Raw genomic sequence first — 25125 nt, forward strand, 5'->3', positions numbered from 1 at the left:
ATGAGCACGGTCCACGAAGGCGTCCACGAGCAGGACATGGTGCTCGGCGCGCTCGGCGGCATGGGCACCCCGGTCGGCTGCGCGGGAGTGAGCCGTCTCGATCTGGAGGGTCCGCAGGTCCTGTGGCTGGTGGTCGCGGGCGCCTTGGACCTGTTCGCGGTCGACGCGGCGCAGCAGGGCCACTGGCATCACCTCGGCCGGCTCGAAGCGGGCTCCCTGCTGCTCGGCCCGGTGACGGGCCCTCAGCACACCCTGGTGGGACGGCCGTTGCGCGGCTGCGAGCTGCGCCGGATCGGGTTGCGCGAGCTGCATCGGCCGGCCGACACGGCGACCTGGTCCTACGACGCGTACGGCAACCCGCAGTTCGTGCCGCCGACGTCGAGCCCGCTGGAGCACGCCCTCGCGCTCGGCGTCGGACGCGGTCTCTCCATTCTCTTCCAGGCGCCGACGGCCGCGGAGAACGCCGCCGCCCCCACCGACGACGACGTGTTCTGGATGCGGGTCCCGCCGGGGAGTGTGCAGTACGGCTCGTTGTACGGGGCCGAGGCGGCGGCCGATCTGCTGATGGACTCCGGTGTCTGGCAGAGCATGGTCGACCAGCAGTACCGGCTGCTGTCCACGCTCGACCGCTGGATCGAGGAACTGGAGGCCGGTCACGAGGACCGCGCGGCGGCGGGCATCAAGGCCGGTGAGGACGTCCGCGACCGGGCCGACCGCACCCTGCTCGCCTCGATCGGCAGACCCTCGGGGAAGCGCCCGACGGCGGCCGAGACGGACGCCACCTACGCGGCCTGCGAGCTGGTCGCCCGCGCGGCCGGGATCACCCTCGCCGAACGGGCGGGCGGCGGCGCGGAGAGCGAGCGGCTCGATCCCGTCGAACGGATCGCGCTCGCCTCCCGGCTCCGCGCCCGTTCCGTGCGTCTGGACGGGCGCTGGTGGCGTGACGACATCGGCCCGCTGGTCGGCAGCCGGGCGGTGTCCGGTGCGCCGGTGGCGCTGCTGTGGCGGCGCGGCGGCTACGTCGCCGTGCAGCCGTCGTCCGGGCGGAAGACGCCGGTCGAGAAGGCCAACGCCTCGGAGTTCGAGCCGCGGGCCGTGATGTTCTACCGCCCGCTGCCCGAGCGCGGGCTCGGCCCGCTGCGGCTGCTGCGGTTCTGTCTGGCGGGCACGGGCGGGGATCTGCGCAACCTCGCGATCAGCGCTCTGGTGACCGTGGCGATCGGCGCGCTGGTGCCGATCGCGACCGGCCGGGTGCTCGGCGAGTACGTCCCGAGGGCCGAGCACGGCCTGATCGCGCAGGTCTGTCTCGCGCTCATGGTCACCAGCGTCGTCTCGGCGGCGTTCACGCTGTTGCAGAACCTCACGCTGCTGCGGATGGAGGGCCGGATCGAGGCGAGTCTCCAACCGGCCGTGTGGGACCGGCTGCTGAGGCTGCCCACGTCGTTCTTCGCCGCCCGCTCGACCGGTGAGCTCGCGAGTGCCGCCCTAGGCGTGAGCGCGATCCGCCGGCTGCTCGCGGGTGTCGGCCCCACGCTCGCGCAGGCGGGCACGGTCGGCGCGATGAACCTGGGTCTGCTGCTCTGGTACAGCGTGCCGATGGCGCTGGCCGCGATCGGCATGCTCGTGGTCGTCGCGGCCGTGTTCCTCGGTCTCGGTCTGTGGCAGGTGCGCGGGCAGCGCCGTCTTGTGGTCCTGGGCAACAAGCTCAACAACCAGGCGTTCCAGACCCTGCGCGGGCTGCCCAAGCTGCGGGTCGCGGGGGCCGAGAACTACGCGTACGCGGCCTGGGCGGGCGAGTTCGCGCGCAGCCGTGAACTCCAGCAGCGGGTGGGCCGCGTCAAGAACCTGACGACGGTGATGGGCGCGGTGTATCTGCCGTTGTGCTCCCTGCTGATGTTCATGCTCCTGGCGGGCCCGGCGCGGGGCTCGCTGTCGGCCGCGGCCTTCCTCACCTTCAACACCTCGGTGACGATGCTGCTGACCTCGGTCACCCAGATCACCGGGGCGCTGGTCTCCGCGGCGGCCGCGCTGCCGATGTTCGAGGAGATCAGGCCGGTGCTCGACGCGACGCCCGAGGTGCGCGGGGCGAGCACGCGTCCCGGTGTCCTGTCCGGCTCGGTCGAGGCGCGGCGGCTGTCGTTCCGCTACGCCGACGACGGTCCGCTCGTCCTGGACGACGTGTCGTTCTCCGTCCGGCCGGGCGAGTTCGTGGCGATCGTCGGCCCGAGCGGCTGCGGCAAGTCCACACTGCTGCGGCTGCTGATCGGCTTCGACCGGCCGGTGTCGGGCAGTGTGCTGTACGACGGCCAGGATCTGGGGGCCCTCGACCAGTCCGCCGTACGCCGTCAGTGCGGTGTCGTGCTCCAGCACGCGCAGCCCTTCACGGGGTCGATCCTGGACTGCATCTGCGGCACCGAGGCGTACACGCCGGAGGAGGCGATGGAGGCGGCCGAGATGGCGGGTCTGGCCGAGGACATCGCGCGGATGCCGATGGGACTGCACACGCTCGTCTCGGGCAGCGGCGCGATCTCGGGCGGGCAGCGCCAACGTCTCATGATCGCCCAGGCGTTGATACGACGGCCGCGCATCCTCTACTTCGACGAGGCGACCAGCGCGCTGGACAACGCGACGCAGCGCACGGTGATCGAGAGCACCAAGGCGCTCAACGCCACCCGGGTGGTGATCGCCCACCGGCTGTCGACGGTCCTGGACGCGGACCGGGTCATCGTGATGGAGAACGGCCGGGTCGCCCAGCAGGGCCCGCCCGCGCAGTTGCTGGCGGACACGGGCGGGCGGCTGCACGAGCTGGTGCGGCGGCAGCTGGCCTGAGCGGTCAGTCCGCCCCCGGCACCGGGCACCGGGGCCCCGCCGTCCGCTTCAGCCGCACCTACGACCACGGCCGTCGTCCAGGGTGAGACAGGTCCCGGTGCGTGCGGTGGCTTCGGCCGCCATGGTGTCTCGCTCCTTCGGTGAGGAGGCTTCCCGTGGCGGTGCCGCGCCGTTCGGCCCAGCGGTGCCGTGCCGTTCGGCCGCCTTCGGCCGGCCGGCGACGGCTCTTCCCGGAAGGACATCGCATCACCATGCCGGCGGTTCCGCCTTCTCCGGCTCGCCCCTCCCCCGGACGGGCCGGTACACGGTCAGCGCCCGGTACTCCTTCTCCAGCCTCAACCCGGTGGCTCCCGGACGCGGTTCACCGTCGAACGCCACGGTGTCCCCGCCGGTGATGCCGTCCAGCTCCAGCCAGGGAACGCGCTCGGCCTCGTAGACCCGTGAGTGCTCCAGGGTGCCGAGGACCGCGGCGGCGACGGTACGGGTGCGGGCGAGCCGGCGCCCCGCGTCGACCAGGCGCACATCGAGCAGATCGTCGTCCAGACGCGGCCGGAAGGCGGGGACGAGTCCCTCCGGCACGTAACGGCCGTTGCCCGCGAGGAGCAGCCACAGGCGACGGGGCCGGCCGTTGACGTTCAGCTCGACCGGGCGGGCGGCGGCGAGCACCCGGGCCAGGGCGAGCGCCGCCGTCGGCGCGGCGGGCCCGCGCCGCTCCCACCACGCGCGCAGCCGCGCGAGTTCGGGGTACGGGCCGATGCTGAACTCGTTGAGGAACCAGGTGTCCCCCGTCCCCGAACGGGCGACGCCGATGTCCACCGACACCCCCTCGCCGCGGGCGACCGCGACGGCGGTGTCCTCCAGGTCCCGGACCCCCACGTCCAGCGCGAAGCGGTCGGCGGTGGCACCGGGGAACACGGCCAGTGCCAGCCCCCGTTCGGCCGCCGCGCGGGCGGCGACGGCGGCGTCGGCGTCGCCGCCGCAGACACCGAGCGCTCCGCCGGTCTCCACCGCCCGGTCGGCCGCCATGACGAGGACCTCCGCGAGGTCGTCGTCGGGGCCTCGCTCGATCACCTCGGCCTCGGGCAGCAGGGCGCGCAGCCGCCGTGCGTACGGCAGCGGCGCTCCGGGCGCTCTGGGCGCTCCGGAACCGGCCGGGTCGTCGACGATGACGACCAGTCCCTTGCCGAGCGGCAGGGCGGGCGCCCGCGCGGCGGGCCGTTCCCGCTCCGGTACGACGGGGCGCGGCGGCCACCAGCGGCAGGTGAGGGCGGCCGCGCCCGCGCCGATGGCCACGCCGGCGAGGACGTCTCCCGGGTAATGGACCCCTACGTAGACGCGCGAGAAGGCGACGGCGGCGGCCACGGGCGCGACCAGGAGGCCGTAACGGGTGGACTCCAGGGCGACGGCGGTGGCGAAGGCGGCGGCGGAGGCGGAGTGTCCCGACGGGAAGGACGTGGTGTGCGGCTGACGCGTCAGGTGCCGGATCGCGGGGACGCCCTCCAGCAGCGGGCGGGGGCGGCGGGCGCTCCACTTCACCAGCGTGTTGACGGTGAACGAGGCCAGCGCCAGCGAGCCGAGGCCGCGCAGTGCCGCCCGGCGCCCGGCCGGACCCCCGACGAGGCCGATCCCGGCGGCCGTGCCGAGCCACAGGCGGCCGTGGTTGGCGGCGTGGCTGAGCCGCCGCAGCGCCGGATCGGCTCCGGGCACCCGCGCGGTGGCCACCCGTGTGAACAGCCGCTGGTCCCATTCGAGGAGTGCACCCATGCTCCACCGCTACGCCCCCTCGGCCGCGCCCGCATCCCGGGTGACCCAAAACGGTGAAGGGCGTGGGCCGTTGGGCGCACGGACCGCTCCGGCGTGGTACTGGGTACGGCTGGGGCCCGGGAACAGCCCCGGGGTACGACACGGTCCCGGGTACGGCTCGGGCCCGGGAACGGTCCGCGTCCGCCGCGGCACCCCCCAGGGGGATGACGCCCGTGCCGTGGTGACGCGGCGGAACGCGGACATGCCGAAGGCCGGTCGACGGCCCCACTCCGTCTGACCGGCCCTCGGTGCGAAATCACATGGCGCCTCGTGACGGTGCCCGCACTCCCCAGCTACGGATCCCGGTCCATGTCCACGACGGCCACGCGATCCCGGTCTCTCAGAACGCGAAGACCGTCATCCCGTAGGAGCTCTTCACGCACTCGTTGGCGAAGGTGTGCTCGTAGGCGACGCGCTTGCCCTGCCAGACGCCGGCCACCGTGACGACCACGGGGTCGTACTGCCTGGTACAGAAGACATCGTTCCTCGGCGTCAACGCGTCGAGATCACCCTTGACCCCCCGTAGTTCGGCGCAGGCGTCGGCCGCGGCGGGATGGGTCCCGGAGGCCGTCGGGGCGCAGTTGAGAGTGACCGCGCGCTCCGGCGTCGCGACGGAGGCGGTCTGGCCATGGCCCGTGGTGAGCACCAGGGCGGAGGGGGCGTAGAGCCCGGACGGGGCTGCGTGGGCGGACCCGACGAGGGGGCCGCAGACGGCGGTGGCCGTCAGGGTGAGAGTCGCTGCCCAACGCGCGGTGTTCGGCATTGTGTGCATCCTTCCGCTCGATCGAATGCGATACCGGCTCGGTCGGTGCCGGTTCGGCGAGCGCGAGTCTGCCGAGTTCGCACAGGAAACACACATCGACCCCACACGTTTCAGTAACTTTGAGTATTGAATCAGTGGCGCGAAGTTACAGAATTCGAACGGATGAAGCCCGGAACTGCGCGCCCGACGACAACCGCCGACAGCCACCTGGCCGGAAAGACACGGCTCAGCAATAGGCCTGAAACATTCCACTTGAACCGGCATGCCGCCTCGACTTCAGCTGTCGGCGGACTTCTCCGGCCGCCCTTGCACATCGGTCGCGATCGAGTAATCGTAATTACATGATTACATCGGAGCAACGCGAGAAGCTGCGCGGCTGGTTCGCCGGCCGCCTGCCCGACGATCTCTTCGAGAGCCTCACAGAGGTGACGGCCGACCGTGAGGAGATCACCGTCGTCGGCCGCATCCCCGAACCGCGGCTCGCCGAAGGCGCCTCGGACGCCGAGAAGGAGGCGGCGCTGCGGGCCCGTATCCAGGAATTCCGCGAGCGCACCCGCGAGGACCGCGTCGAGGTGGCCCGGGACGCGGAGCACCGGTTCCGCAAAAAGGTCTCGTGGGGTGTGGAGTGCGGCACCGAGCGCGCCCTGTTCACCCACGTCGCCGCCCCCGTCATGACCCGGCTGCGCCAGCCCGAACGCGAGGTCCTCGACACCCTCGTCGCGGCCGGCGTCGCCCGCAGCCGCAGTGACGCCCTCGCCTGGTGCGTCCGCCTCGTGCAGCGGCACACCGACGACTGGCTGGGCGAACTGCGCGGTTCGCTGGAGCAGGTGCAACGGATCCGCTCACAGGGCCCGGACGCCGGATCACAGGACCTCCCCGGCGACGAGGAGTGAGAGCGGGCGACGAGGGGTGAGAGCCGGGCCGCCGCCTCGGACGCCACTTCCCGGAGGTGCGCCGCGGTCGCGGCCGGTGCCCTCCGGGTCCGCCCCGCCCCGAAGCCTCAGTCGCGGATCGTCCGGGCGATGTCCAGGGTGAGCCGGTGCCAGGGGTCGCGGGGGTCCCGGCCGGTCAGCTCGTGCACCCGGCGCAGGCGGTAGCGCAGGGACTGCGGATGAAGGTGCAGGGCCCGCGCGGCCGCGTTCGCCGAGCCCGAGTCGATGTACGCCGTGAGGGCGTCCAGCAGATGCCGCCGGGTGGCTTCGGCGAGCGGCCCGAGCACCAGCCGCGCGATGTGGTCGGGCGCGGCGGCCGGGCGCCCGGCGAGCAGGGCGAGCACCTGCGCGTCGGCGTCGTTCAGCACCTGCCCGGACCGGTGGGCGTGGGCCGGGGCGGTGTCGAGCGCGTCGGCGGCGAGCCGGTGCGCCAGGGCGATCCGGTCCAGGCTCTCGCCGGTGATGACGCACCCGCGCCAGGACCGCTCGCCCATCACCTCCCCGACCCGCCCGGACGCCGCGAGCGGCAGCAGCAGGACGGCGCGTGAGCCCCGTACGGTCGCCAGGGACGTCACCTCGCCCCCGGGAGGGGCCAGCGCGTCCAGGAGTGCCGCCGCCGTCTCGTGGGCGAGATCCGGCCGGTCCGCGGCGACCGGCTCCGCCGCCAGCAGGCAGTACGGATCCGGGAGCTGGATGCCCAGCCGGGCGGCGCGGTCGGAGAGCGCGCCCACCGAGGCGTGCCGTCCGGCGATGAGGTCGTCGAACAGCAGCCGCAGCGCCCGGCTCCGGTCCCCGGCCAGGTCCTCGCTGGTGGCGGCGTAGGCGGTGGCCATCTCCTCGGAGAGGGTGTCGAGGCTGACCAGGAGCATGCGGGCCAGCGCGAACGCGTCGGCGGCGCCGAGCCGGGGCGCGCGGGCGGCGACCTCGTCCGTGAGGACGGTGCCCGCGACCCGGTAGGCGCGCAGCACCGCCCGCACCGGGCGCCCGTCCGCCGCGCGGGCCGCCGCGATGCCCCGGAAACGCCGGAGGTCGGCCGGTCCCAGCGTGCCGTCGGTGACCCACAGATGGAGCAGCCGCTCCAGGCCCCAGGCCGCGATGGCCCGTACCTCGGGCAGCCGGCTGTCGTCGAGCGCCGCGTACACCGGGACCTGTTCGTGGACGGCGGCGACGATCGCCTCCACGACACGCGGGTCGGCGACCATTTCCTGCCGGACGCGTTCCCGGTCCTCGGAGGGCTTCTTTGTCACAGAGTGATGATTCCAGCCGCACGTTGTGCGCACCACGGTGGACGGGACTTGTCACCCTCGCCAGGATCGACCTCGTACAGCGCGGTCTTGGGGACGAGAGGCGGGACGTACGGATGGCGAAGCACTGGGCCGACTTCCAGTACGAGATCTACCTGAACGGGATGACGGGGGCCGTACCGCGGCTGCCCACCGATCTGACACGGCTGGAGGAACTGACCGAGCAGCGGCTCGGCCCCGGTCCTGTCGGCTATGTGGCGGGAAGCGCGGGCGACGGCAGCACGGCGCGCGCCAATCGTGAGGCGCTCGGCCGGCGCCGGATCGTGCCGCGCATGCTGCGTGACGTCCACGAACGCGACCTGTCCGTCGAGGTGCTGGGGCGCCCGTTGCCCGCGCCGCTCGCGCTCGCGCCGATCGGCGTGCTGTCGATCATGCATCCGGACGCCGAGTGCGCCGCCGCACGGGCCGCCGCCGCGCAGGGCGTGCCCTACATCCTGTCCTCCGCCTCCAGCACGCCGATGGAGCAGGTCGCCGAGGCGATGGGCGACGGCGAGCGCTGGTTCCAGCTCTACTGGGCGAAGGACCGCGAGGTCACCCGCAGCTTCCTGGACCGGGCGAAGGCGGCCGGGTTCACCGCGCTGTTCGTCACGCTCGACACCCCGCTGCTGGCATGGCGCCCGCGCGACCTGGACCAGGCGTACCTGCCGTTCCTGCACGGCGTGGGCACCGCCAACTACTTCTCCGATCCGGCGTTCCTGGCCGGTCTGGCCAAGCCGGTGCACGAGGACCCGAACGCGGCCGTCATGCACTTCGTCAGCATGTTCGCCGACCCCGGCAAGACCTGGCCGGACCTGGCGTTCCTGCGGGAGAACTGGGACGGGCCGATCGTCCTCAAGGGCATCCTGCACCCGGACGACGCCCGGCACGCCGCCGAGGCCGGCATGGACGGCGTGGTGGTCTCCAACCACGGCGGCCGGCAGGTGGCGGGCTCCGTCGCGGCCGCCGACGCGCTGCCCCGCGTGGCGGCGGCGGTGGGCGACCGGCTCACCGTGCTCTTCGACAGCGGCATCCGCACCGGCGACGACATCTTCAAGGCGCTCGCCCTCGGGGCGCGGGCGGTGCTCGTCGGACGTCCGTACGCCTACGGCCTCGGCCTCGACGGACAGCCGGGCGTCGAGCACGTCGTCCGCTGTCTGCTCGCCGAGTTCGACCTCACCCTCGCCCTGTCCGGACACGCCCGCCCCGCCTCCCTCGGCCCCGAGGACCTCATCGAGGAGACCGCATGACCGTCACCAAGAACGTGCTCGCCGTCGTCTCCGCGCATGTGGGCGGCCGTACGGCGGGAGCGGCGCTCGCCACCCTCTTCCCGGGGCAGGTCCGGGTCACCGTCGTGGAGAGCACGGACGAGGACCCCGCCGCGCTGCGCGAGGCACAGGTCGTCGTCACCGGCCTCGGCCCGGTGACCGCCGAACACATCGCCGCCGCACCGGACCTGGAGCTGATCCAGTGCGCGAGCCACGGCTTCGACTACGTCGATCTGGACGCGGCGCGCGAGCGCGGCATACCCGTGTGCAACATCGGTTCCAGCGGCGCCGAGAAGCAGAACGTGGCCGAGCAGACCTTCGCCCTCATGCTCGCCCTGGCCAAGCAACTCGTTCCCGCCCACACCGCGTTGACCGAGGCGGACTGGGCGCTGCCCCGGCTCCAGCAGTCGATCACGGAGCTGTCCGGCAAGACGCTCGGGATCGTGGGACTCGGCCACATCGGCGAGGAGGTCGCGCGGCGGGCGGTCGCGTTCGACATGAACGTCGTGTACGCCGGGCCCACGCGCGCGTCCGCCGAGACGGAGGCCCGGCTCGGCGCCCGCCATGTCGAACTGGAGGAACTGCTGCGCGTGTCGGACTACGTCAGCCTGCACGCTCCGCTCACCGACGCGACCCGACATCTCCTGAACGCCGAACGGCTCGCGCTGCTCAAGCCGACCGCGTTCGTCGTCAACACCTCGCGGGGCGCCCTGATCGACCAGGACGCCCTCGCGGACGCGCTGCACGCGGGCGCCCTCGCCGGAGCGGGTCTCGACGTCTTCGACCCCGAACCGCCCACCCCGGACCTGCGGTTGCTCAAGGCCCCGAACGTCGTGCTCTCCCCGCACGTCGCCGGCGTCACCCGCGAGACCCTCGTACGGATCGCCCTGGCCGCGGTTCAGAACGCCGCGGACTACGTGGCGGGCAAGCCACCCCAGGACGTCGTCTCGTAGCCGGGGCGATAGGCGACGGGCAACCGGCAACAGCAGACCGGAGCCCTGCCTGATCGGGGCCCCGCTCAAGGGCGTACGGTCCGCCGGTGTCCTCCGGGATGCCAGCGGGCCGAGGGCTTTCGGGTGCCGCATCACGACTAGTGTCCATGATCATAAAAAACGACAGGCTTGACGCTGACATGCGATCATGAGGTGTCCAACGTCTGGTGCCTCGCGACCTGGACCAATGGATCACCGACCGAAGTCGCGATTTAGGCGACCGCGTTCGGCACCTGAGGCTTGAGGCCAACCACACGCAGGAGTCCTTCGCCGAGGCGACCGGCATCGACCGCCGCACCCTCCAGCGCATCAAGGCTGGCACCAGCGACCCCCGCTCCAGCGACCTCCTGCGGATCGCCGCAGTCCTGGACCAACGCGTCTCTGTGCTCGTGGACTAGCCGACCCGCCCCAGACGCAGGAGGACCCCGCTCATCCGTCATCGGCGAGCGGGGTCGCCCCGGGGGGCGACGGACCGGCCGCACCGGTGGCCCGGGTCCTCGACAGCCTCGCCCTGGCCCCGGCTCACGCCCGGATCTCCAGTGCTGAGCTGATCGTCCTGAACCGCGACAACCAGATGTACGAGTGGGAGTCCTACGCGGCCGTGCCCCTGGGATGACCTGCGAGCCGCCCGCTGCTCCCCCGTGGCGGACGCCTCAGGCCTGATGTCCAGAGATCAAGTTCGGCGACGGCGACAAGGCGTCTTGGGCCGCTAGACGACACTGGCCGAGGCCAGCAGCGGGATTCGAACCCGCGTCTCCCTCTTTACAGGAGAAGTAGCCGTTGCCTTCGCACCTGGACATGACAACGGTAGCCGCGCAATCGGCCCTGGGCATCAGGTTTTCGTTGCCCCGACACCCTCGCGTGTATCTATCTCGATATACGCTTGATGCTCGTACTCGATACATGCTGCAATGAGGTCATGGCGAACCTCCGGCTCACCAAGCCGACCATAGCCGTCCTGGAAGCACTGCTTTCCGCGACGGCCGATGCGCCGGCCTGGGGCCTCAGCATCTGCCGCGACGCCGACCTCGGCCCCGGCACCGTGTACCCGATCCTCGACCGCCTCACCGAACGCGGCTGGGTCACAAGCCAGGAAGAGACCGGCCCTCACCCCGGTCGACCCGCGCGCCGCTTCTACGAACTCACAGGCACTGGCCGCCTGATGGCATCCGAGGCCCTACGGGCACGCCAGGCCCGCCGCTTCGGCCTTGGACTGGCCGGTGGGGCATCGTGAAGAACAAGTTGCCACCGCTCGAGATCACGTGGTCCGAGTCAGCGCTCAGGAGCTACAAGGAACTGGATCCCGACGGACTATCAGCAGCACGCTCGGTACTCAGAGGGCTTCCGGAGTCCAAGGTTGTCGCAGGATTCTCCGGCAAGTCCTTGCGCATCATGTGCAAGCAAGAGGTCATCGACGCCACCGACCCCGCCACGGTCGGCGCAACCACCCGCCTGGTGCTCACCGTAGTTCCGTTCCCTCAGCTGGGACTGGTGCGGATCATGTCTATCGAGCAGCTTCCGCCGGAACTACCAAAACCCCCCAGGGGGGCACGTTCCGCGATGGGTATCGCCGTGCGCGTGGCCGGACCCACCCGGGCACATCTTCGAAACGAGTGGCTCACCCTGTTGATCGGCTGCCCTGAGGACGGCTGGACGCCGTCCCTGACGGCTCAGCGGTTGATGGTTCTTGGATTCCTCGTCGCGTCGATTCGAATGCGACTGCACGACGTGGCACGTCCGGCTTGGCGGCCCCTTGACTGGCTGCTGAAGAAGGCGTCACGCACGAGCGGGGTCATCACCGCAGTGGTCGGCGCCCAGGCGATCTATATCGTCGGCCATCAGGGGTTGGGTGCTCTCGTGACGGACGTGTGGGAGCCGTGCGCGGTCGCGGGAGCGTCGCTGTACGGCCTGGCGTGCTGGCTTCGTCGGGTTCGCGGGATCGCAGTGGAACCGTCGGGGCACGAGGCTGCCGACGAGTAGGCCCAGGCTGCGTGGCCAGCTCCCTCTGCCGGACCGGCGCTGGGAATGCGAATAAGCCCCCGCCGCCCGAAGGCGGCGGGGGCTCTCCTAGGTCAGGCGTACTGGCGGCGCTGCGGGTCGAGTGCGAGGGCCGGGGGTGTCGTGCCCGTGGGGGCCGGGCCGGGGGCGCCGTCCTTGCGGCACACCAGTGCGTCCGGGTCGTTCGACGGGGCCTGGAGGCTGTAGCCGTCCGGGCAGGTCTGGCCGTCCGGACCGTCGGCTCCGGCCGCCCCGTCGGCGCCGTCCTTGCCGTCCTGTCCGGCAGGGCCCGGAGGACCCGCGGCGCCAGGAGCACCGGACGGGCCCGGCGGACCTGCCGGCCCTCAGAGCCGTCCGCTCCGCTGGATCCGTCCGCGCCATTGAGGCCCGGCGCCCCCGACGGTCCGGGCGATCCGGTCCGGCCCGGTGCTCCTGCCGGCCCCGGGATCGGCACCGGTACCTCGGTCCGCGCGGGCAGGTTGTCCACGGCCCGCGTCGGGTCCGGGGCGACCGGTGTCTTCCCTGCGGCCTTCACCTGCTCGCGCAGCGCCCGGACGTCGCCGGCAAGGGTGCTCACCGTGGTGCCCCGCAGGTCCGCCTCCCGGGCGACCTGCTCGCGGGCGTCCGTCTCGCGGTGGATGAGCAGCAGAGACAGCGCGACACCGCCGCCCAGGATCAGCAGGGCGGCCGTGACCTAGAGCAGATACAGGTCCGGTACAGCATCCGCTCGGTGCGCGTCACGGCGTGCCCCCAAGCGTCGTCACCAGCGGCCGCAGGCGCGCGATCTCGGCCTCCATTGCGGCAACTCTGGCTTCCGCCGCGGTGGCCCCCGCCTCGGCCGCCCGCTCGTCGAGCTCGGCCTTGTCCCGCTCGGTCACCAGGCGCTGCGTCAGATTGTCGTAGCCCGTCATCGCGGAGGCCTCCCGGGCCGCCCGGCTCGCGCCCCGCTGCCCGTACATGCGGCCGCCGCGGCCACGGGCCCCGCGATCAGCGCGGCTACGGCCGTAACCATGGCGGCGTCCATGCCACCTCCAGGGCGCGCGCATCGGGCAGGGTCAGGCCTCCGTCGAGGGGCCGCCGGAGGACGGGGGTACCTGCCGGTTGGGCAAGGCCAGCGTGATGCCGGGAGCGCCGAGCACGGCCAGGTCCACCGTGAAGGCCTCGGTCGCGGTCACGGTCCCGTCGTTCAGGGCGGCGGCCAGCGTGCCGGAGCCAGCGACCACCGCGGCGACGATGGCCTTGGCGTAGCGGGGCAGCTTCACGGGTCAGCCCTCCTTCGCGGGGCCGGTCACGTCGACCGACACCCGGACGACCGCGTTGGCGACCACGTCGTCCACGGCCGTCACGGCCGCGACGACCGTGGCCGTGTCGACGTTGGCGCCGAGGAGGCTGATGAGCTTCGTGATGGCCGCGGCCTGCCCGAGCAGGCGGACCATGTTCTCGAAGGTGCCCTTGAGGTAGGTGTCAGGCTGCCAGGTCTGAGCCGCAGCAGCTACGAACCCCCCGAGGGCGCAGCCGAACTGTTCGCCAAGGTCAAGGCCGCGCACGACGCCCTGCGAGCGCTAAGCGGCCCGCTGCACGACATGGCCGTCCGGGAGATGGGCGAGAACGGCGCCACCGTCGGCGACCTCGCCCGCCTCACCGGCTACGACCCCGAGAAGTTCCGCCGCTGGGGACCGGCCGCCGGCGTCGAGCGCCGGCGGCGCCCACCCGCGGTGCGGGGGCAAGCGATTGACCGCCCACCCAAGCTGAAACAAACCAGGCGATTCAGTGAATCCGTCTCCGCTTTCCCGCCCCGCCCCTACGCTGGCTCCGGGGGGATCAGATGGGGAAGAACCACCACCGGCGCGCACAACCTGCTTACTGGATCGCAGGCACTTGCGCCTTGTTCGCTGTCAGTCTTGGCCTTGCGTCGCTGTCTTTGGGGCTGTCGTCCCGAGACGTTGCGGGAACACCGCGACCACACATCTCAACTCGACTGTTTACCCCGGACACGAGCTCGCGCGACAGGCCTCGGTCGGCCTGGCCCACCGGGCCCTCGGAGGAAGCTACAGCCCCGACAGACGAGCCGTCGGTGGGCGGATCCCGCGACTCCAACAATGGTCCAGCCCGTCGAGTCACTGACACGCGGCCAGTTCCAGTCGTGACGCGGACCGTTCTGGTCGCGGGCGGTGGCAGTGGTGGCGACGACTGGTCAGGCCTGGCAGCAATGGTGTCCGCCATCGGGAGCCTGCTGGCTGGCTTCGCAGCGTTCGCCACCCTCGGGCACACGATTTCACTGAACAGGGATCACCGACGGCGGACAGGTCCAAGCACCCCCGACCCAGAACCGACCCCTGCGCCAGACCCTGCGGCCGATCCCCAACCAGACACGTCCGCGTGACGGTTACAAGGCTCCTCCAAGCGCCCCGGAGGTGAACTCGCTTTCGGGGTCGCGGTCTTGACGGGTTGCGAGGGTCTGCTCGGCGCTGTCGCGATCACTGGTGGGCCGGGTGGCCTGGAGCCAGGTGTCGCCGGTGGCGCCTGGAAGCCTGGCTCCAACCCTCCCAGCCGCGGACCCAACCGTCCGGCGCGGCAGGATCGGACGCCGAGAGGTCCAGGAACTCGAAGCCACGGCACGGGCGTTCCGCGCCTGGGACCACAAGTACGGTGGCGGTCTGCGCCGGAAGGCCGTCGTCGGCCAGCTGAACGAGGTGGCAGGCCACCTCGACGAACACCAGACGCCCCCTGTCGAGCAGGCCCTGTTCCGGGTGATGGCGCAGCTCGGCGGCGTCGCGGCCACCATGGCCTGGGATTCCGGACTCCACAAGCAGGACCAGAACTACTATCTGCTCGCGCTCCGCGCCGCGCACGCGGGCGGTGACGCATGGCTTCGGCGCCAACCTGCTGGCAGGAATGGCCCGGCAAATGCTGTACACCGACAGGCCACAGGACGCTCTCGAACTCATCCGCCTGGCACAGAAGGGTGTGCACGCGCCTCGGCCAGTCCCCGCGTCCGGGCCATGCTGCACACCCGCGAGGCGTGGGCCTATGCAGCCATGGGCCGAGCCGCCGCCTTCGAACGGGCGACCCAGGAGGCAGCCGAAGTCCTCGCTGAATCGTCGGGCGCCGAAGAGCCGTACTGGATCGCCTACTTCAACGAGGCGGAGCTCGCCGGAGTCACCGGCGGCAGGCTCCTCGACATGGCCCGGCACAACCCCCACGAGCACGCTGAGGCTGCCGCCACGAGCATCCGCAACGCTCTCACAACCCGCGGCGCGGAAGCAGGCCTCAGTCACGCCCTGGACCTCATCGGGCTGGCTGAGTGCCACTTCCTGGTGGGCGACGTGACCGGGGCAGTGGAGCAGACCCACAGAGCCGTCGACGCGGCGGCAGACACCCGGTCGGGCCGGGTCCGCATGCAACTCAGCCAGCTCTACCCGTACACAGTGGGTCGATCGACCTCAAGTACGGTCGGCGAAGCGCGGGCCAGACTCCGCGAAGTCCTCTCCATCTGAAGGGAACGCAGTGGCCACGATCGCCGTGACCGGGCACATGGATCTCACCGAGGACAGCGTGCCTCTGGTGCGGGACGCTCTGCGAGAAGTGCTGAAGCCGCACGCGGCGTCCGGCGGCTTGGTCGGCCTCTCGTGTATCGCAAAGGGCGCCGATTCAATCTTCGCCGAGGTCGTCCTGGAGCTCGGCGGCAGCCTGGCTGTGGTCGTCCCGTCCGCGGACTACCGCGAGAACAAGGTGAAGCCCGACCACGTCGAGACCTTCGACCGGCTCACTGCGGCCGCCGACCAGGTCGACGTCCTCGACCATGACACGGCCAACAGGGCCGCATACGAGGACGCGAACCGCACGCTCCTCGAGCGCGCGGATCATCTCGTTGCCGTCTGGAGCGGCGAACCGCCGAGTGGCAACGGCGGAGGTACGGCAGACACCGTCCTTGAGGCCCGTGCGGCCGGTCTGCCTGTCGATGTCGTCTGGCCGGAGGGCGCCGCCCGGAGGATCTGACACAGCAGAGCCGCCCGCAACTCCCCCGTGGCGGGCGGCCCGTGTCTGGTGTCCAGAGATCAAGTTCGGTGCCGGTACATAGCGCTCTTGGCCGCTGAGATACACCGTCGAAGCTGACGGCGGGATTCGAACCCGCGTCTCCCGATTTACCGGGGCTCTTGCAGGAAGCCCCGGTATTCACGTCGGGGATGAATGCGTCTCAAGGCTGCTCTGACATGCACTTTAGAGGGGGCGTTGTTGCTGCTCGGTGTACTGGCGGACGATTGCCCAAAGTGCTCCGCCGTACGATGCGGAGAAATACGAGGGCGACCATAGGTGCCCGTGCATGATGGCGCGGTTGATCTGGCCGGTGAACTCCTGCCTATCCGGCGAGCGGAGACGCCCTTGAGGCTGTTGACCAGCTTCGAGACTGCGACCTTGGGCGGAAGCCCGAACAGACCTTGGGGTCTGATGCAGGTCAGGTCAAGATGTCACCCATTCGTGCGGCAGACCCTTGCGCATGGTCTCTCTTCGAAGCGTGTCAGCATCTCGTTGTTGCACACTCCGCGCCGGTACTTCGTCCCAAAGACCCAAGTGAGCTTCCATCGCCGACACGAGATGTCTGCCACGCCTGTAGTCGTTCTGACCCTCCATGAGATCAACCCTCGTAGGATCGGGGTGTGCAGCTTCGCTACAACTACCGGGCCTACCCGGATGACCCGCAGCGTCGTGCGCTGGCGAGTGCGTTCGGGTGTGCCCGCGTGGTGTGGAACGACTGCCTGCGCGACCGGAAGCAGGCGCACGCGGCAGGACTGCCGTATGTGAAGTCGGCCGAGTTGTCCCGTCTTCGCATCACGTTGGCCAAGCGCACCGAGGAACGTGCCTGGCTCGCCGAGGTGTCCGCGGTCGTCCTGCAACAGTCCCTTCGGGACCTGGACACCGCCTACAAGAACTTCTTCGACTCGATCAAGGGCAGAGGGCAGAGCCGCAAGGTCGGCCCTCCCCGCTACAAATCGAAGAAGGACACACGGCAGTCGATCCGTCTCAACACCAACGCCTTCTGCCTCCAGGACGACGGCACGGTCTACGTGGCCAAGGTCGGCAACCTCAAGGTCAAGTGGTCCCGCCGGCTCCCGGCCCCACCCACGTCGCTGACCGTCACCAAAGACAGCTCCGGCCGCTACTTCCTCAGCTTCGTCGTGGACACCGAGCCGGACATCCTGCCCGGGCTGGAGGCCGACACCGGTCTCGACCTCGGCCTGTCCGCCTTCGCCGTCCTGTCCGACGGCAGCAAGATCGACAGTCCCCGCTTCCTGCGCCGGGCCGAGAAGAAACTCAAGCGCCTTCAGCGGGAGCTGTCCCGCAAGACCAGGGGATCAAAAAACCGGGCCAGGGCCCGGATCAAGGTCGCACGCCAGCACGCCAGGGTGGCGGACCGGCGCCGGGACTGGCACCACAAGGCATCCACACAGATCATTCGCGACAACCAAGCGGTGTTCGTGGAGGACCTCGCGGTGTTTGGCCTGGGGCGTACCCGGCTCGCCAAGTCCGTGCACGACGCGGGATGGTCCGCGTTCGTCGGCATGCTGGAGTACAAGGCGGCCAAGCACGGCCGCACCTTCGCCAGGGTGGACCGGGCCTTCCCGTCCTCTCAAGTCTGCTCGGCCTGCGGATTCCGGGACGGCCCCAAGCCCCTGCACGTCCGGTCGTGGACGTGCGGCGAGTGCCACGCCGTCCACGACCGCGACCACAACGCAGCACGTAATGTCCTGTTCGAAGGACGCCGCATCGTCGCCGCCGGACGGGTGGAGACGCTAAACGCCTGTGGAGTGCCGGTAAGACGGGCACACGTGCCCGCACAGCGCGTTGAAGCAGGAAGCCCCCGGAAGGGTCAGACGACCCAGGCCGGAATCCCTGGACTTTAGGCCAGGGAGCACGTCAAAGTCGAAGTAACCGGTACCTGCGCACCTGGACGCGCCTACCGTAGCCGCACGACCGCCGCCGGGCACGGGGTTTTCACGGCAGCCGCCACCCGACCGTACTCAGGGCCGTTCGGGCCGCCAGCGCTGGATGTCCGAGTAGTCGCGGACCTTGACCACGATGTCGGCACCGGGGTCCGTGGACGCGGGTGCGACGGCCAGTCCGTCGCGGCCGTGCGACAGCAACTCGCCCTCAGCGGTGAGGTCGTAGCGCATGTCCTCGCGCCGCTGCTCCTCCTCTTCGGCACAGCGGCCGAGAAGGAGGACACCGTCGTCGGCGCGTGCGTCGAGGCAGAGCCCGGCGCTCGCGACGCTGCGCAGCAGTCCGTCCCGCTCCAGCACCCATTGCTGGGTCCAGGCGGAGGAGCACACGTCCAGCGTGGCCTCGGCGCCCTCCACGGCCCTGGCGTCCCGCAGGCCGAGACACAGGTCGGCGTCCACGTTGCGCAGCCGCGTCCGCTCACCCTTGGCCGCGACCTCGGCCGCGGTGGACGGCGTGGACATCACGGGCGGGACCTGGGAGCCGTGGGCCGGTGACAGCGTCCGGCTGCTGCTCGCCCCGATGGCGGCGGCGGAGTCGGTGCCGCCCTCCTCGTTCGGCCACAGGCTGACCGCGAGGACGGTCGCCAGCAGCGCGGCCGACAGACCGGCCCCGGTGACCAGGGCCTGCTGGGACCCCTCGGCCGACCTGGCGGCCCGGCGCCCCGTCGACGCGAACAAGGGCTGCGGACGACGGCGCCCGTCCGCTCCGGGGCTCCTGCCGCCCGCCGGGCTCGCACCGCCTTCGGCGCGGCCCTCCCCTCCACGGCGCCCGTCCGTTCCGGCCGGCCCACGGCCCGCAGGGGTCTCGCCGCTCACCGCGCGCACGTCGTCCCCGGAGCGCGCGTCCTTCGCGGGCCGCTCGCCGCTGTCCGGGCGTCCGCCACCGAGGAGACGGCCGCTCTTCCCGGAGGTCTCACCGCCTCGCTGCCGCTTGCCCCGGAACGGGGAGACACCCCGCGGACGCAGGCCCTGCCGCCCGCGCGCCCGGCGGGAGTCGAAGTAGCGACGGGCGCCCCAGCCGAGTACGGACTCGGCGATCAGAACCCCGAGTTCTCCCTCGAAATGGCTGAGTTGTGCCGCCGCGTACCGGCAGTAGGAGCACTCCGACAGATGCTCCTGGACATCCGGCAGCAGAGCTCCGCCGCGCCGGAGCGGCGCGTCGAGGAGCCGGTTGTGGAAACCGCATTCCCTGGTCGGGGCGAATTCCAGATGCGCCCGCAGACAGGCCTGGCGGAATTGCTCGCGGGCCTGTTCCCAGGCGGCGACCGCTATGGGCTCCCCCATGCCCAGAAGACCGGCCGGCACGGACAGCGACTCGGCCTCCACCTCGGTGTGCCACAGCAGGCAGCGGGCGACGCCGGGAAGAGCGAGGAAAGCGTGTTCGGCGAGCTTGCGGTTCTCCGCCGTCATGGACTTCGCGGCGCGCATTCCGCGGCCCCCCGCGGGTTTCCGCAAAGCCGGCAGGGCTTCCGACATCCGGTCGTCCGCGGCCCAGGTCCGGACCGTGTCCCGCACCGTCACGAGGAGTTGGGGCCGCAGCGCGTGGGCCTGCCCGCCCTCCCCGAGGCCGTCGAGGACGTACCGGAAGGACGCCTCGGTGACCATGGAGGCGACCTGCGAGGACGTGGCGAGGCAGATCACCGCGTAGTCGTACGCCGGCCGCCAGTGCCGGGCTGTCAGCAGGGCGACGGCACGGGTGGTGTCGGCCTCCTCCCCGCTTCTCAGCGCAGCGGCGAGATCCTCGTCGGACTCGCCGAAGTATCCGCCGGGCGGACGGTCGGGCGGCGGCGGGTGGGGGGTGCGCACGGGAGCGGGTTCCTTCCGAGGTGCAAGGTGGCACACAGGACGTGCTTGCCCGTCGAAAAGGAGTCCCGATTGGTGTGGACCTTTTGACGGAGCGCCGGGAGAACGGCCGGGGACGAAGGCCGTGCGGCGACCGTCACGCAGGGAGCTTCTCGAGCTCCTCGACAGTCGGGAATGGCGAACAGCGATTCAGACCCGGCCCTTGACCAAGCGCGGGAGGCTCACCCTCGCACAACACACTCGTCACCAACAAGGCGCACGAGCCAGATCAGCCTTATTGAAAACATGTCAAAAGCGATCGGTGACCCGGCGGGCCGTCCGGCTTTCGGCATTTCACGCGCCCCCGTGTGAACCGTGCGCACGCGCCGGCCTCTCACGCACGCTCCCCGCGCGCACGACTCCGCAGTCCACTGGGACCGGCCCTTTCCGAAGGCCCCGCGCGGGACGGCGGGCGCTCCCCCGCGAAACCGGCCGCCGACCCCGATCCTCCCGTCCTCGGTCGGCGGCCCCGGGGCCATGGCGGAGCCCTCACATTCGTGCTGTCCCGGAGCAAAAGCCCATGAACGCACGGATTCTGACGGAGGGGTACGGGCTCACCGATCCGGCCGTCGCCGGTCCGGCGTTCCCTTCCGTCCCGCGCGCCGCACCGGCCGAGAAGGCGCCGCGCGCGGGCCGTCCGCTACGAATGGCTGTCCGGACCCTCCGCGTTCGAGGGTGCGCGAGACGCCCAGCCACTAGTCTGGAACCCGGACGACGCGCTTGTTCACTGTGAGTGTGCGCACAAGGGAAAGTGGCGACGATGAGCCCGGTCCACCCTCTCGACGAGGCCGCCACCGCACGGGCGGTCATCGACGGGAACGGCACCCTGATCCACTGGAGCGAGGGCGCCCGCCGGCTCCTCGGCTACTCCCCCGAGGAGGTCGAGGGCCGCCCGGCCGCGGATCTCCTGGCTCCCGGGAGCGCGGGTCCGCTCCCGGAGACCGGCGGCGACCGCCGGTACGGAGTGCTCGCCCTGCGCCACCGCGACGGCCGGGTCCTGTCCGTGTGGCTGCTCGCCCACCGCCTGGAGCGGGACGGGGACTGGCTCGTGCTCACCCCGCTGGAGGCCCGGGAGCCCCGCGCCCTGGAGGACCCGCTCGTCCGCGCCGTCCTCGCACAGGCTCCCTGTGCCATCGCCGTCTACGACGAACGGCTGCGGCTGTACGGCCTGAACGACGCGATGTCCGAGGTGCTCGGCCTGCCGGAGGAACGCATCAGGGGCCTGCGGGTCTCCGAGATCGGCTCCCGGCGGGCCGGTGAGCAACTGGAGCGCGAGATGGCCGAGGTCCTGGCCTCCGGCCTCCCGCGCGCCGTGGCGACGTACGCGCGCGCCGACGGCGAGGACCGGGCGCACCACTGGCTCGCGCGGATCGCCCCGCTCACCGACACCCATGGCCGCGTGATCGGCGTGTCCGTGGCCGCGCACGACTTCACCGAGCAGTACCAGGCCCGCGAGCGGCTCCAGCTGGTCAACGAGGCGAGCGTGCGCGTCGGCACCACTCTCGACGTCTCCCGGACGGCCCAGGAACTGGCCGACGTCTGCGTACCCGCCCTCGCCGACTTCGTCAGCGTCGATCTGCTGGACCCCCCGGAGAACGGGGGCGAGTACGACGTCGAGCCGCCGGCCGCCCCGGTCACGCTCCGCCGCGCCGCCCACCGGTCGGTGAACGAGGGCAGCCCCGAGGCCGTCCTCGAACCCGGCGACGTCGACGTCTATCCCGCGTCCTCGCCGCAGGCCGACTCGCTGATCGCGGGCCGGCCCCTCGTCGCGCCGAACGCGACCGGGACGCTGGAGGAATGGCTGAGCACGGACGGACCGCGCGGCAGACACGTCCGGGAGTACGGCGTCCACGCCACCATGTCGGTGCCCGTCCGGGCCCGGGGCCGGACCCTCGGGGTCGTCGTCCTCAGCCGGTTCCGGCGGCGCGACCCCTTCACCGCCGACGACGTGCTGCTCGCCGAGGAGGTCACGGCCAGGGCCGCCGTCTGCATCGACAACGCCCGCCGCTTCTCCCGCGAGCGGCAGACCGCGCTGGCCCTCCAGCGCAGCCTGCTGCCCCAGTCCCTCCCCCGGACAGCGGCCCTGGAGATGGCCTCGCGCTATCTGCCCGCGGCACGGGCCGGGGTCGGCGGCGACTGGTTCGACGTGATCCCGCTGTCCGGGATGCGGGTCGCCATGGTCGTCGGCGATGTCATCGGCAACGGCATCCAGGCCTCGGCGACCATGGGCCGGCTGCGCACCGCCGTCCGCACGCTCGCCGACATCGATCTGGCCCCGGACGAGCTGCTCACCCACCTCGACGACCTCGTCGTACGGCTGTCCTCCGAGGCCGGGGCCGAGGAGACCACCGGCGAGGTGGGCGCCACCTGTGTCTACGCAGTGTACGACCCGGTCTCGCGGCGCTGCACGCTCGCCAGCGCGGGCCATCCGCCGCCCCTCGTCCTGCCGCCGGACGGACCGCCCCGGGAGATCGAGGTGCCGCCCGGTCCGGCGCTCGGCCTGGGCGGGCTGCCCTTCGAGTCGGTCGAGCTCGACCTGCCCGAGGGCACGGTGCTCGCGCTGTACACCGACGGTCTGCTGGAGAGCCGCGACCGGGACGTCGACGCCGGTCTGCGGCTGTTCTGCCGGGCCCTGGAGGAGTCGTCGCGGCATCTGGAGGGGGCGGCCCAAGCGATCCTCCAGGCCCTGCTGCCCCCGGGCGGCGCGCCGGACGACGTGGCGCTGCTGCTCGCCCGTACCCAGGGCCTCGCCGCGTCCGCCGTGGCGACCTGGGACATCCCCGCCGACCCCGCCCTCGTCGCGCCGATCCGCAAGCAGGTCGCCGACCAGCTGGAGATCTGGGGCCTGATCGTGGCCACCTTCACGGCCGAGCTGGTGGTCAGCGAACTGGTCACCAACGCCATCCGCTACGGCGAACCGCCCATTCGGCTGCGGCTCATCCACGACGCCGAGACCCTGATCTGCGAGGTCTCGGACAGCAGCCACACCGCGCCGCATCTGCGCCGGGCGAAGACCTTCGACGAGGGTGGACGCGGGCTGCTCCTGGTCGCCCAGCTCACCCAGCGCTGGGGCAGCCGGCACACCGAGGAGGGCAAGACCATCTGGGCGGAGCTGTCCCTCCTCGGCGAGGAGTGAGGGCTCCACCGGGACGGAGGCGGAGCAGGGCCGCGGCACGAGGGAGGGCCTTCACGGGCCGCGGTCCCCGCGTCTGATGTGATGGAGGGTGCCGCCATCACCGCCCGGAGGACACCATCCTGTACAGCCCGCTCGTCCAAGGCGTCCCCGGTGCGGCCGGCACCAGGTTCGCCGAAGCGTTCTCCGCCGGTTCCGGCACCCGTCTCGTCGAGGCGTTCTCCGCCGGCCGGGGCACCCCCGTCATCACGCCGCACCTCGGCGGCACCGCCACCCCTGTCGCCGCGCCGCTGGCCGCCGCTCTCGGCACCCCGCTCGCCGAGGCGCTGTCCGTCGTCCTGCTCGCGGCCGTCCTCGTCTGCGCGGTCGTACGGCCGTTCAACTGGCCGGAGGCGGTCGTGGCCGTGCCGGCCGCGGGGCTGGTCCTGGCCACCGGGGCGATCTCCTGGGACCACGTCCGCGCGGAGGCCGCCCATCTGGGTCCGGTGATCGGCTTCCTGGCGGCGGTCCTCGTGCTGGCCAAGTTCTGTGACGACGAAGGGCTCTTCCATGCCTGCGGAGCCTGGATGGCCCGCTGGGCCGCGGGGGAGCCGGGCCGGCTGCTGACCGCGGTGTTCGTGCTCGCCTCGGCGATCACGGCGGTGCTCAGCCTGGACGCCACCATCGTGCTGCTGACCCCCGTCGTGTTCGCGACGGCGGCGCGGATGGGGGCCCGCCCCAAACCGCATGTGTACGCGTGCACCCACCTGTCGAACACCGCGTCGCTGCTCCTTCCGGTCTCCAACCTCACCAACCTGCTCGCCTTCACGGCCAGCGGTCTGAGCTTCACCCGGTTCGCCGCGCTGATGGTGCTGCCCTGGCTGGTCGCGATCGGCGCGGAGTACGTGGTCTTCCGGCGCTTCTTCGCCCGTGACCTCGCGGCGGGCGCGCCCTCCCCGCGCGCCGAGGAGCCGCCGGAGGTGCCGCTGTTCGCGCTGATCACCGTGGGCTGCACCCTGGCCGGTTTCGTCGTCGCCTCGGCCGTCGGCGTCGATCCGGCCTGGTCGGCCGCCGCGGGAGCACTCGTCCTGGCCGGCCGGGCCCTCCTCCGCCGCCGCACCACCGCGCTGACCGTGGTGCGCGCCGCCGCGCCGTCCTTCCTCGCCTTCGTCCTCGCGCTCGGCATCGTCGTCCGCGCGGTCGTCGACAACGGTCTGGCCGACGCCCTCGACGACCTCCTCCCGAAGGGCGGATCGCTGCCGGCGCTGCTCGGCATCGCGGCGATCGCCGCCGTCCTGGCCAACCTGATCAACAACCTGCCCGCGGTCCTCGTACTGCTGCCGCTGGCCGCCGGCTCGGGCGCGGGCGCGGTGCTGGCCGTCCTGCTCGGCGTCAACATCGGGCCCAATCTGACGTACGCGGGTTCCCTGGCGACGCTGCTGTGGCGACGTATCGTGCATGAACACGAACACGGCGTCGACCTCAAGGAGTTCACCCGGCTGGGCCTGATCGCCGTACCCGCGGCACTGGTGCCCGCCGTCCTGGCGCTGTGGGTCTCGCTCCACGTCATCGGAGGCTGATGGACATGCGGGTGGTCGTCTGGCTGGTCGAGGGAACATGGCCCGCGTGTGTGGACGCCGTGCGCACGCACGCCCCCGGTGCCACGGACGTGGTGCTGCTGCATGTCGCGGACCCCGCCGTGCCCGGTCTCGCACACGGCGCCTTCGCGGGGCTCCTCGGACGCGGACGCGCCGAGCCCGATCCCGGCGACCTCCTGGAGACCCTCGGCACGGCCTCCGGGGCCGAGCTTCTCGACGCGGCGGCCCAGCGGCTCGGGGGCCCGGCGACCCGCCTGGAGCGCACCGGCCGGGTGGAGCGGGAAGTCGTGGCGGCGGCCGAGGACGCCGGACTGCTCATCCTGGCTCGGGACGGCGACCGCAGCCGGCTCGGCCCGCACAGCCTGGGCCCGGCCGGACGCTTCGTCGTCGACCACGCCCCCTGCCCGGTGCTGCTCGTGTGGCCCGAACCGGCGCCGGACGTCACGACGTTGCCGCCTGCGCCCCCGCATCCGCCGCACGACCCGCCTCCCCCGCATCCTCCGCATCCTCCGCGTTCCTGAGAACACCCGCCCGGCGGACGCCCGGTGGCGTCCCGGAGGTCGTGCCGGGCGTCCGTCGACGGGCCTGTTCCGTCCGGACGAGCCGAAAGAACGCCGTTGGCCGAGCCCGCCACTTGACGAAGTCGGGCATGCGCGATTTGATCCTCTGCGTGCCGTGGTGCGACCCGGCACGCAGAGGTGCGCCCAGC

General features: G+C 71.8%; 21 protein-coding genes, 1 tRNA gene and 1 pseudogene. 14 read left to right on the forward strand and 9 right to left on the reverse strand.

From position 1 onward, the window contains the following. Positions 1-2829 (forward strand): NHLP bacteriocin export ABC transporter permease/ATPase subunit, encoded by a 2829-nt coding sequence (locus ACF07B_RS36105; RefSeq protein WP_392182008.1) that lies wholly within the window; start codon positions 1-3, stop codon positions 2827-2829. Between the two features lie 246 nt (positions 2830-3075). On the opposite strand, the gene ACF07B_RS36110 is transcribed toward ACF07B_RS36105, so the two are convergent. Then, the gene (locus ACF07B_RS36110) at positions 3076-4593 is read right to left on the reverse strand and encodes a phosphatase PAP2 family protein (protein WP_392182009.1); all 1518 of its coding nucleotides are present in this window, start codon (positions 4591-4593) and stop codon (positions 3076-3078) included. Between the two features lie 379 nt (positions 4594-4972). Continuing rightward, positions 4973-5395, reverse strand: a complete 423-nt coding sequence (locus ACF07B_RS36115; RefSeq protein ID WP_369484650.1) for a subtilase-type protease inhibitor — start codon at positions 5393-5395, stop codon at positions 4973-4975. A 341-nt stretch (positions 5396-5736) separates the two neighbouring features. Between ACF07B_RS36115 and ACF07B_RS36120 the strand changes: the two genes are divergently transcribed. Further along, positions 5737-6288, forward strand: coding sequence for a hypothetical protein (locus ACF07B_RS36120; RefSeq protein WP_369484649.1), 552 nt, complete (start codon positions 5737-5739; stop codon positions 6286-6288). Positions 6289-6395: 107 nt separating this feature from the next. Here ACF07B_RS36120 and ACF07B_RS36125 read toward each other — a convergent pair whose 3' ends face one another. Then, positions 6396-7574, reverse strand: coding sequence for a PucR family transcriptional regulator (locus ACF07B_RS36125; protein ID WP_392182010.1), 1179 nt, complete (start codon positions 7572-7574; stop codon positions 6396-6398). Positions 7575-7687: 113 nt separating this feature from the next. Here ACF07B_RS36125 and ACF07B_RS36130 point away from each other — a divergent pair, with 113 nt between their 5' ends. The 4 genes from ACF07B_RS36130 to ACF07B_RS36145 all read left to right on the forward strand — a co-directional run bounded on the left by ACF07B_RS36130 (position 7688) and on the right by ACF07B_RS36145 (position 10483). Next, positions 7688-8857, forward strand: coding sequence for a lactate 2-monooxygenase (locus ACF07B_RS36130; RefSeq protein ID WP_369484647.1), 1170 nt, complete (start codon positions 7688-7690; stop codon positions 8855-8857). Then, positions 8854-9828, forward strand: coding sequence for a 2-hydroxyacid dehydrogenase (locus ACF07B_RS36135; RefSeq protein WP_392182011.1), 975 nt, complete (start codon positions 8854-8856; stop codon positions 9826-9828). Before ACF07B_RS36130 ends, ACF07B_RS36135 begins: the two co-directional genes overlap by 4 nt. Before the next feature lie 206 nt (positions 9829-10034). Further along, positions 10035-10265, forward strand: coding sequence for a helix-turn-helix domain-containing protein (locus ACF07B_RS36140; protein WP_392182012.1), 231 nt, complete (start codon positions 10035-10037; stop codon positions 10263-10265). A gap of 86 nt (positions 10266-10351) precedes the next feature. After that, positions 10352-10483 carry a hypothetical protein gene (locus ACF07B_RS36145; protein ID WP_392182013.1) on the forward strand — a complete coding sequence of 44 codons (132 nt, stop codon included), beginning with the start codon at positions 10352-10354 and terminating at the stop codon, positions 10481-10483. Positions 10484-10593: 110 nt separating this feature from the next. Here ACF07B_RS36145 and ACF07B_RS36150 read toward each other — a convergent pair. Next, positions 10594-10665: transfer RNA gene (locus ACF07B_RS36150), tRNA-Ser, on the reverse strand. Between the two features lie 121 nt (positions 10666-10786). On the opposite strand from ACF07B_RS36150, the gene ACF07B_RS36155 reads away from it, so the two are divergent. After that, the gene (locus ACF07B_RS36155; RefSeq protein WP_392182014.1) at positions 10787-11101 is read left to right on the forward strand and encodes a PadR family transcriptional regulator; all 315 of its coding nucleotides are present in this window, start codon (positions 10787-10789) and stop codon (positions 11099-11101) included. After that, a complete protein-coding gene (locus ACF07B_RS36160) occupies positions 11098-11847 on the forward strand; it encodes a hypothetical protein (RefSeq protein ID WP_392182015.1) in 750 nt (249 codons plus the stop codon). The genes ACF07B_RS36155 and ACF07B_RS36160 overlap by 4 nt, the downstream gene beginning before the upstream one ends. A 755-nt stretch (positions 11848-12602) precedes the next feature. Here ACF07B_RS36160 and ACF07B_RS36165 read toward each other — a convergent pair. The 3 genes from ACF07B_RS36165 to ACF07B_RS36175 form a co-directional block, all read right to left on the reverse strand. After that, positions 12603-12776, reverse strand: a complete 174-nt coding sequence (locus tag ACF07B_RS36165; protein ID WP_392182016.1) for a hypothetical protein — start codon at positions 12774-12776, stop codon at positions 12603-12605. Between the two features lie 144 nt (positions 12777-12920). Further along, positions 12921-13127: a hypothetical protein gene (locus ACF07B_RS36170; protein WP_392182017.1), complete on the reverse strand. Its 207-nt coding sequence runs from the start codon at positions 13125-13127 to the stop codon at positions 12921-12923. Positions 13128-13130: 3 nt separating this feature from the next. Further along, positions 13131-13412 (reverse strand): hypothetical protein, encoded by a 282-nt coding sequence (locus ACF07B_RS36175; RefSeq protein WP_392182018.1) that lies wholly within the window; start codon positions 13410-13412, stop codon positions 13131-13133. Positions 13413-14357: 945 nt separating this feature from the next. Between ACF07B_RS36175 and ACF07B_RS36180 the strand changes: the two genes are divergently transcribed. Both ACF07B_RS36180 and ACF07B_RS36185 read left to right on the forward strand, forming a co-directional pair. Then, the gene (locus ACF07B_RS36180) at positions 14358-15362 is read left to right on the forward strand and encodes a hypothetical protein (protein WP_392182019.1); all 1005 of its coding nucleotides are present in this window, start codon (positions 14358-14360) and stop codon (positions 15360-15362) included. Positions 15363-15372: 10 nt separating this feature from the next. Continuing rightward, positions 15373-15864 carry a hypothetical protein gene (locus ACF07B_RS36185; protein WP_392182020.1) on the forward strand — a complete coding sequence of 164 codons (492 nt, stop codon included), beginning with the start codon at positions 15373-15375 and terminating at the stop codon, positions 15862-15864. A gap of 222 nt (positions 15865-16086) precedes the next feature. Here ACF07B_RS36185 and tnpA read toward each other — a convergent pair. After that, positions 16087-16497 (reverse strand): annotated as a pseudogene (gene tnpA / locus ACF07B_RS36190) (IS200/IS605 family transposase). A gap of 26 nt (positions 16498-16523) precedes the next feature. On the opposite strand from tnpA, the gene ACF07B_RS36195 reads away from it, so the two are divergent. Next, positions 16524-17768, forward strand: a complete 1245-nt coding sequence (locus tag ACF07B_RS36195; RefSeq protein ID WP_392182021.1) for an RNA-guided endonuclease InsQ/TnpB family protein — start codon at positions 16524-16526, stop codon at positions 17766-17768. 117 nt (positions 17769-17885) lie between these two features. On the opposite strand, the gene ACF07B_RS36200 is transcribed toward ACF07B_RS36195, so the two are convergent. Continuing rightward, a complete protein-coding gene (locus tag ACF07B_RS36200) occupies positions 17886-19670 on the reverse strand; it encodes an RICIN domain-containing protein (RefSeq protein ID WP_392182022.1) in 1785 nt (594 codons plus the stop codon). Positions 19671-20466: 796 nt separating this feature from the next. On the opposite strand from ACF07B_RS36200, the gene ACF07B_RS36205 reads away from it, so the two are divergent. The 3 genes from ACF07B_RS36205 (at position 20467) to ACF07B_RS36215 (ending at position 24937) form a co-directional block, all read left to right on the forward strand. Then, positions 20467-22842 (forward strand): SpoIIE family protein phosphatase, encoded by a 2376-nt coding sequence (locus tag ACF07B_RS36205; RefSeq protein ID WP_392182023.1) that lies wholly within the window; start codon positions 20467-20469, stop codon positions 22840-22842. 242 nt (positions 22843-23084) lie between these two features. Beyond that, entirely contained in the window at positions 23085-24398 is a 1314-nt protein-coding gene (locus ACF07B_RS36210; protein ID WP_392182072.1) for an arsenic transporter, read from the forward strand. A gap of 5 nt (positions 24399-24403) precedes the next feature. Then, complete coding sequence (locus ACF07B_RS36215; RefSeq protein ID WP_392182024.1) at positions 24404-24937, forward strand: universal stress protein; 534 nt, start codon at positions 24404-24406, stop codon at positions 24935-24937. Positions 24938-25125: the final 188 nt, after the last annotated feature.

Origin of the sequence: Streptomyces sp. NPDC015532 (genome assembly GCF_043078065.1) — a bacterium.
Taxonomy (GTDB): Bacteria; Actinomycetota; Actinomycetes; order Streptomycetales; family Streptomycetaceae; genus Streptomyces.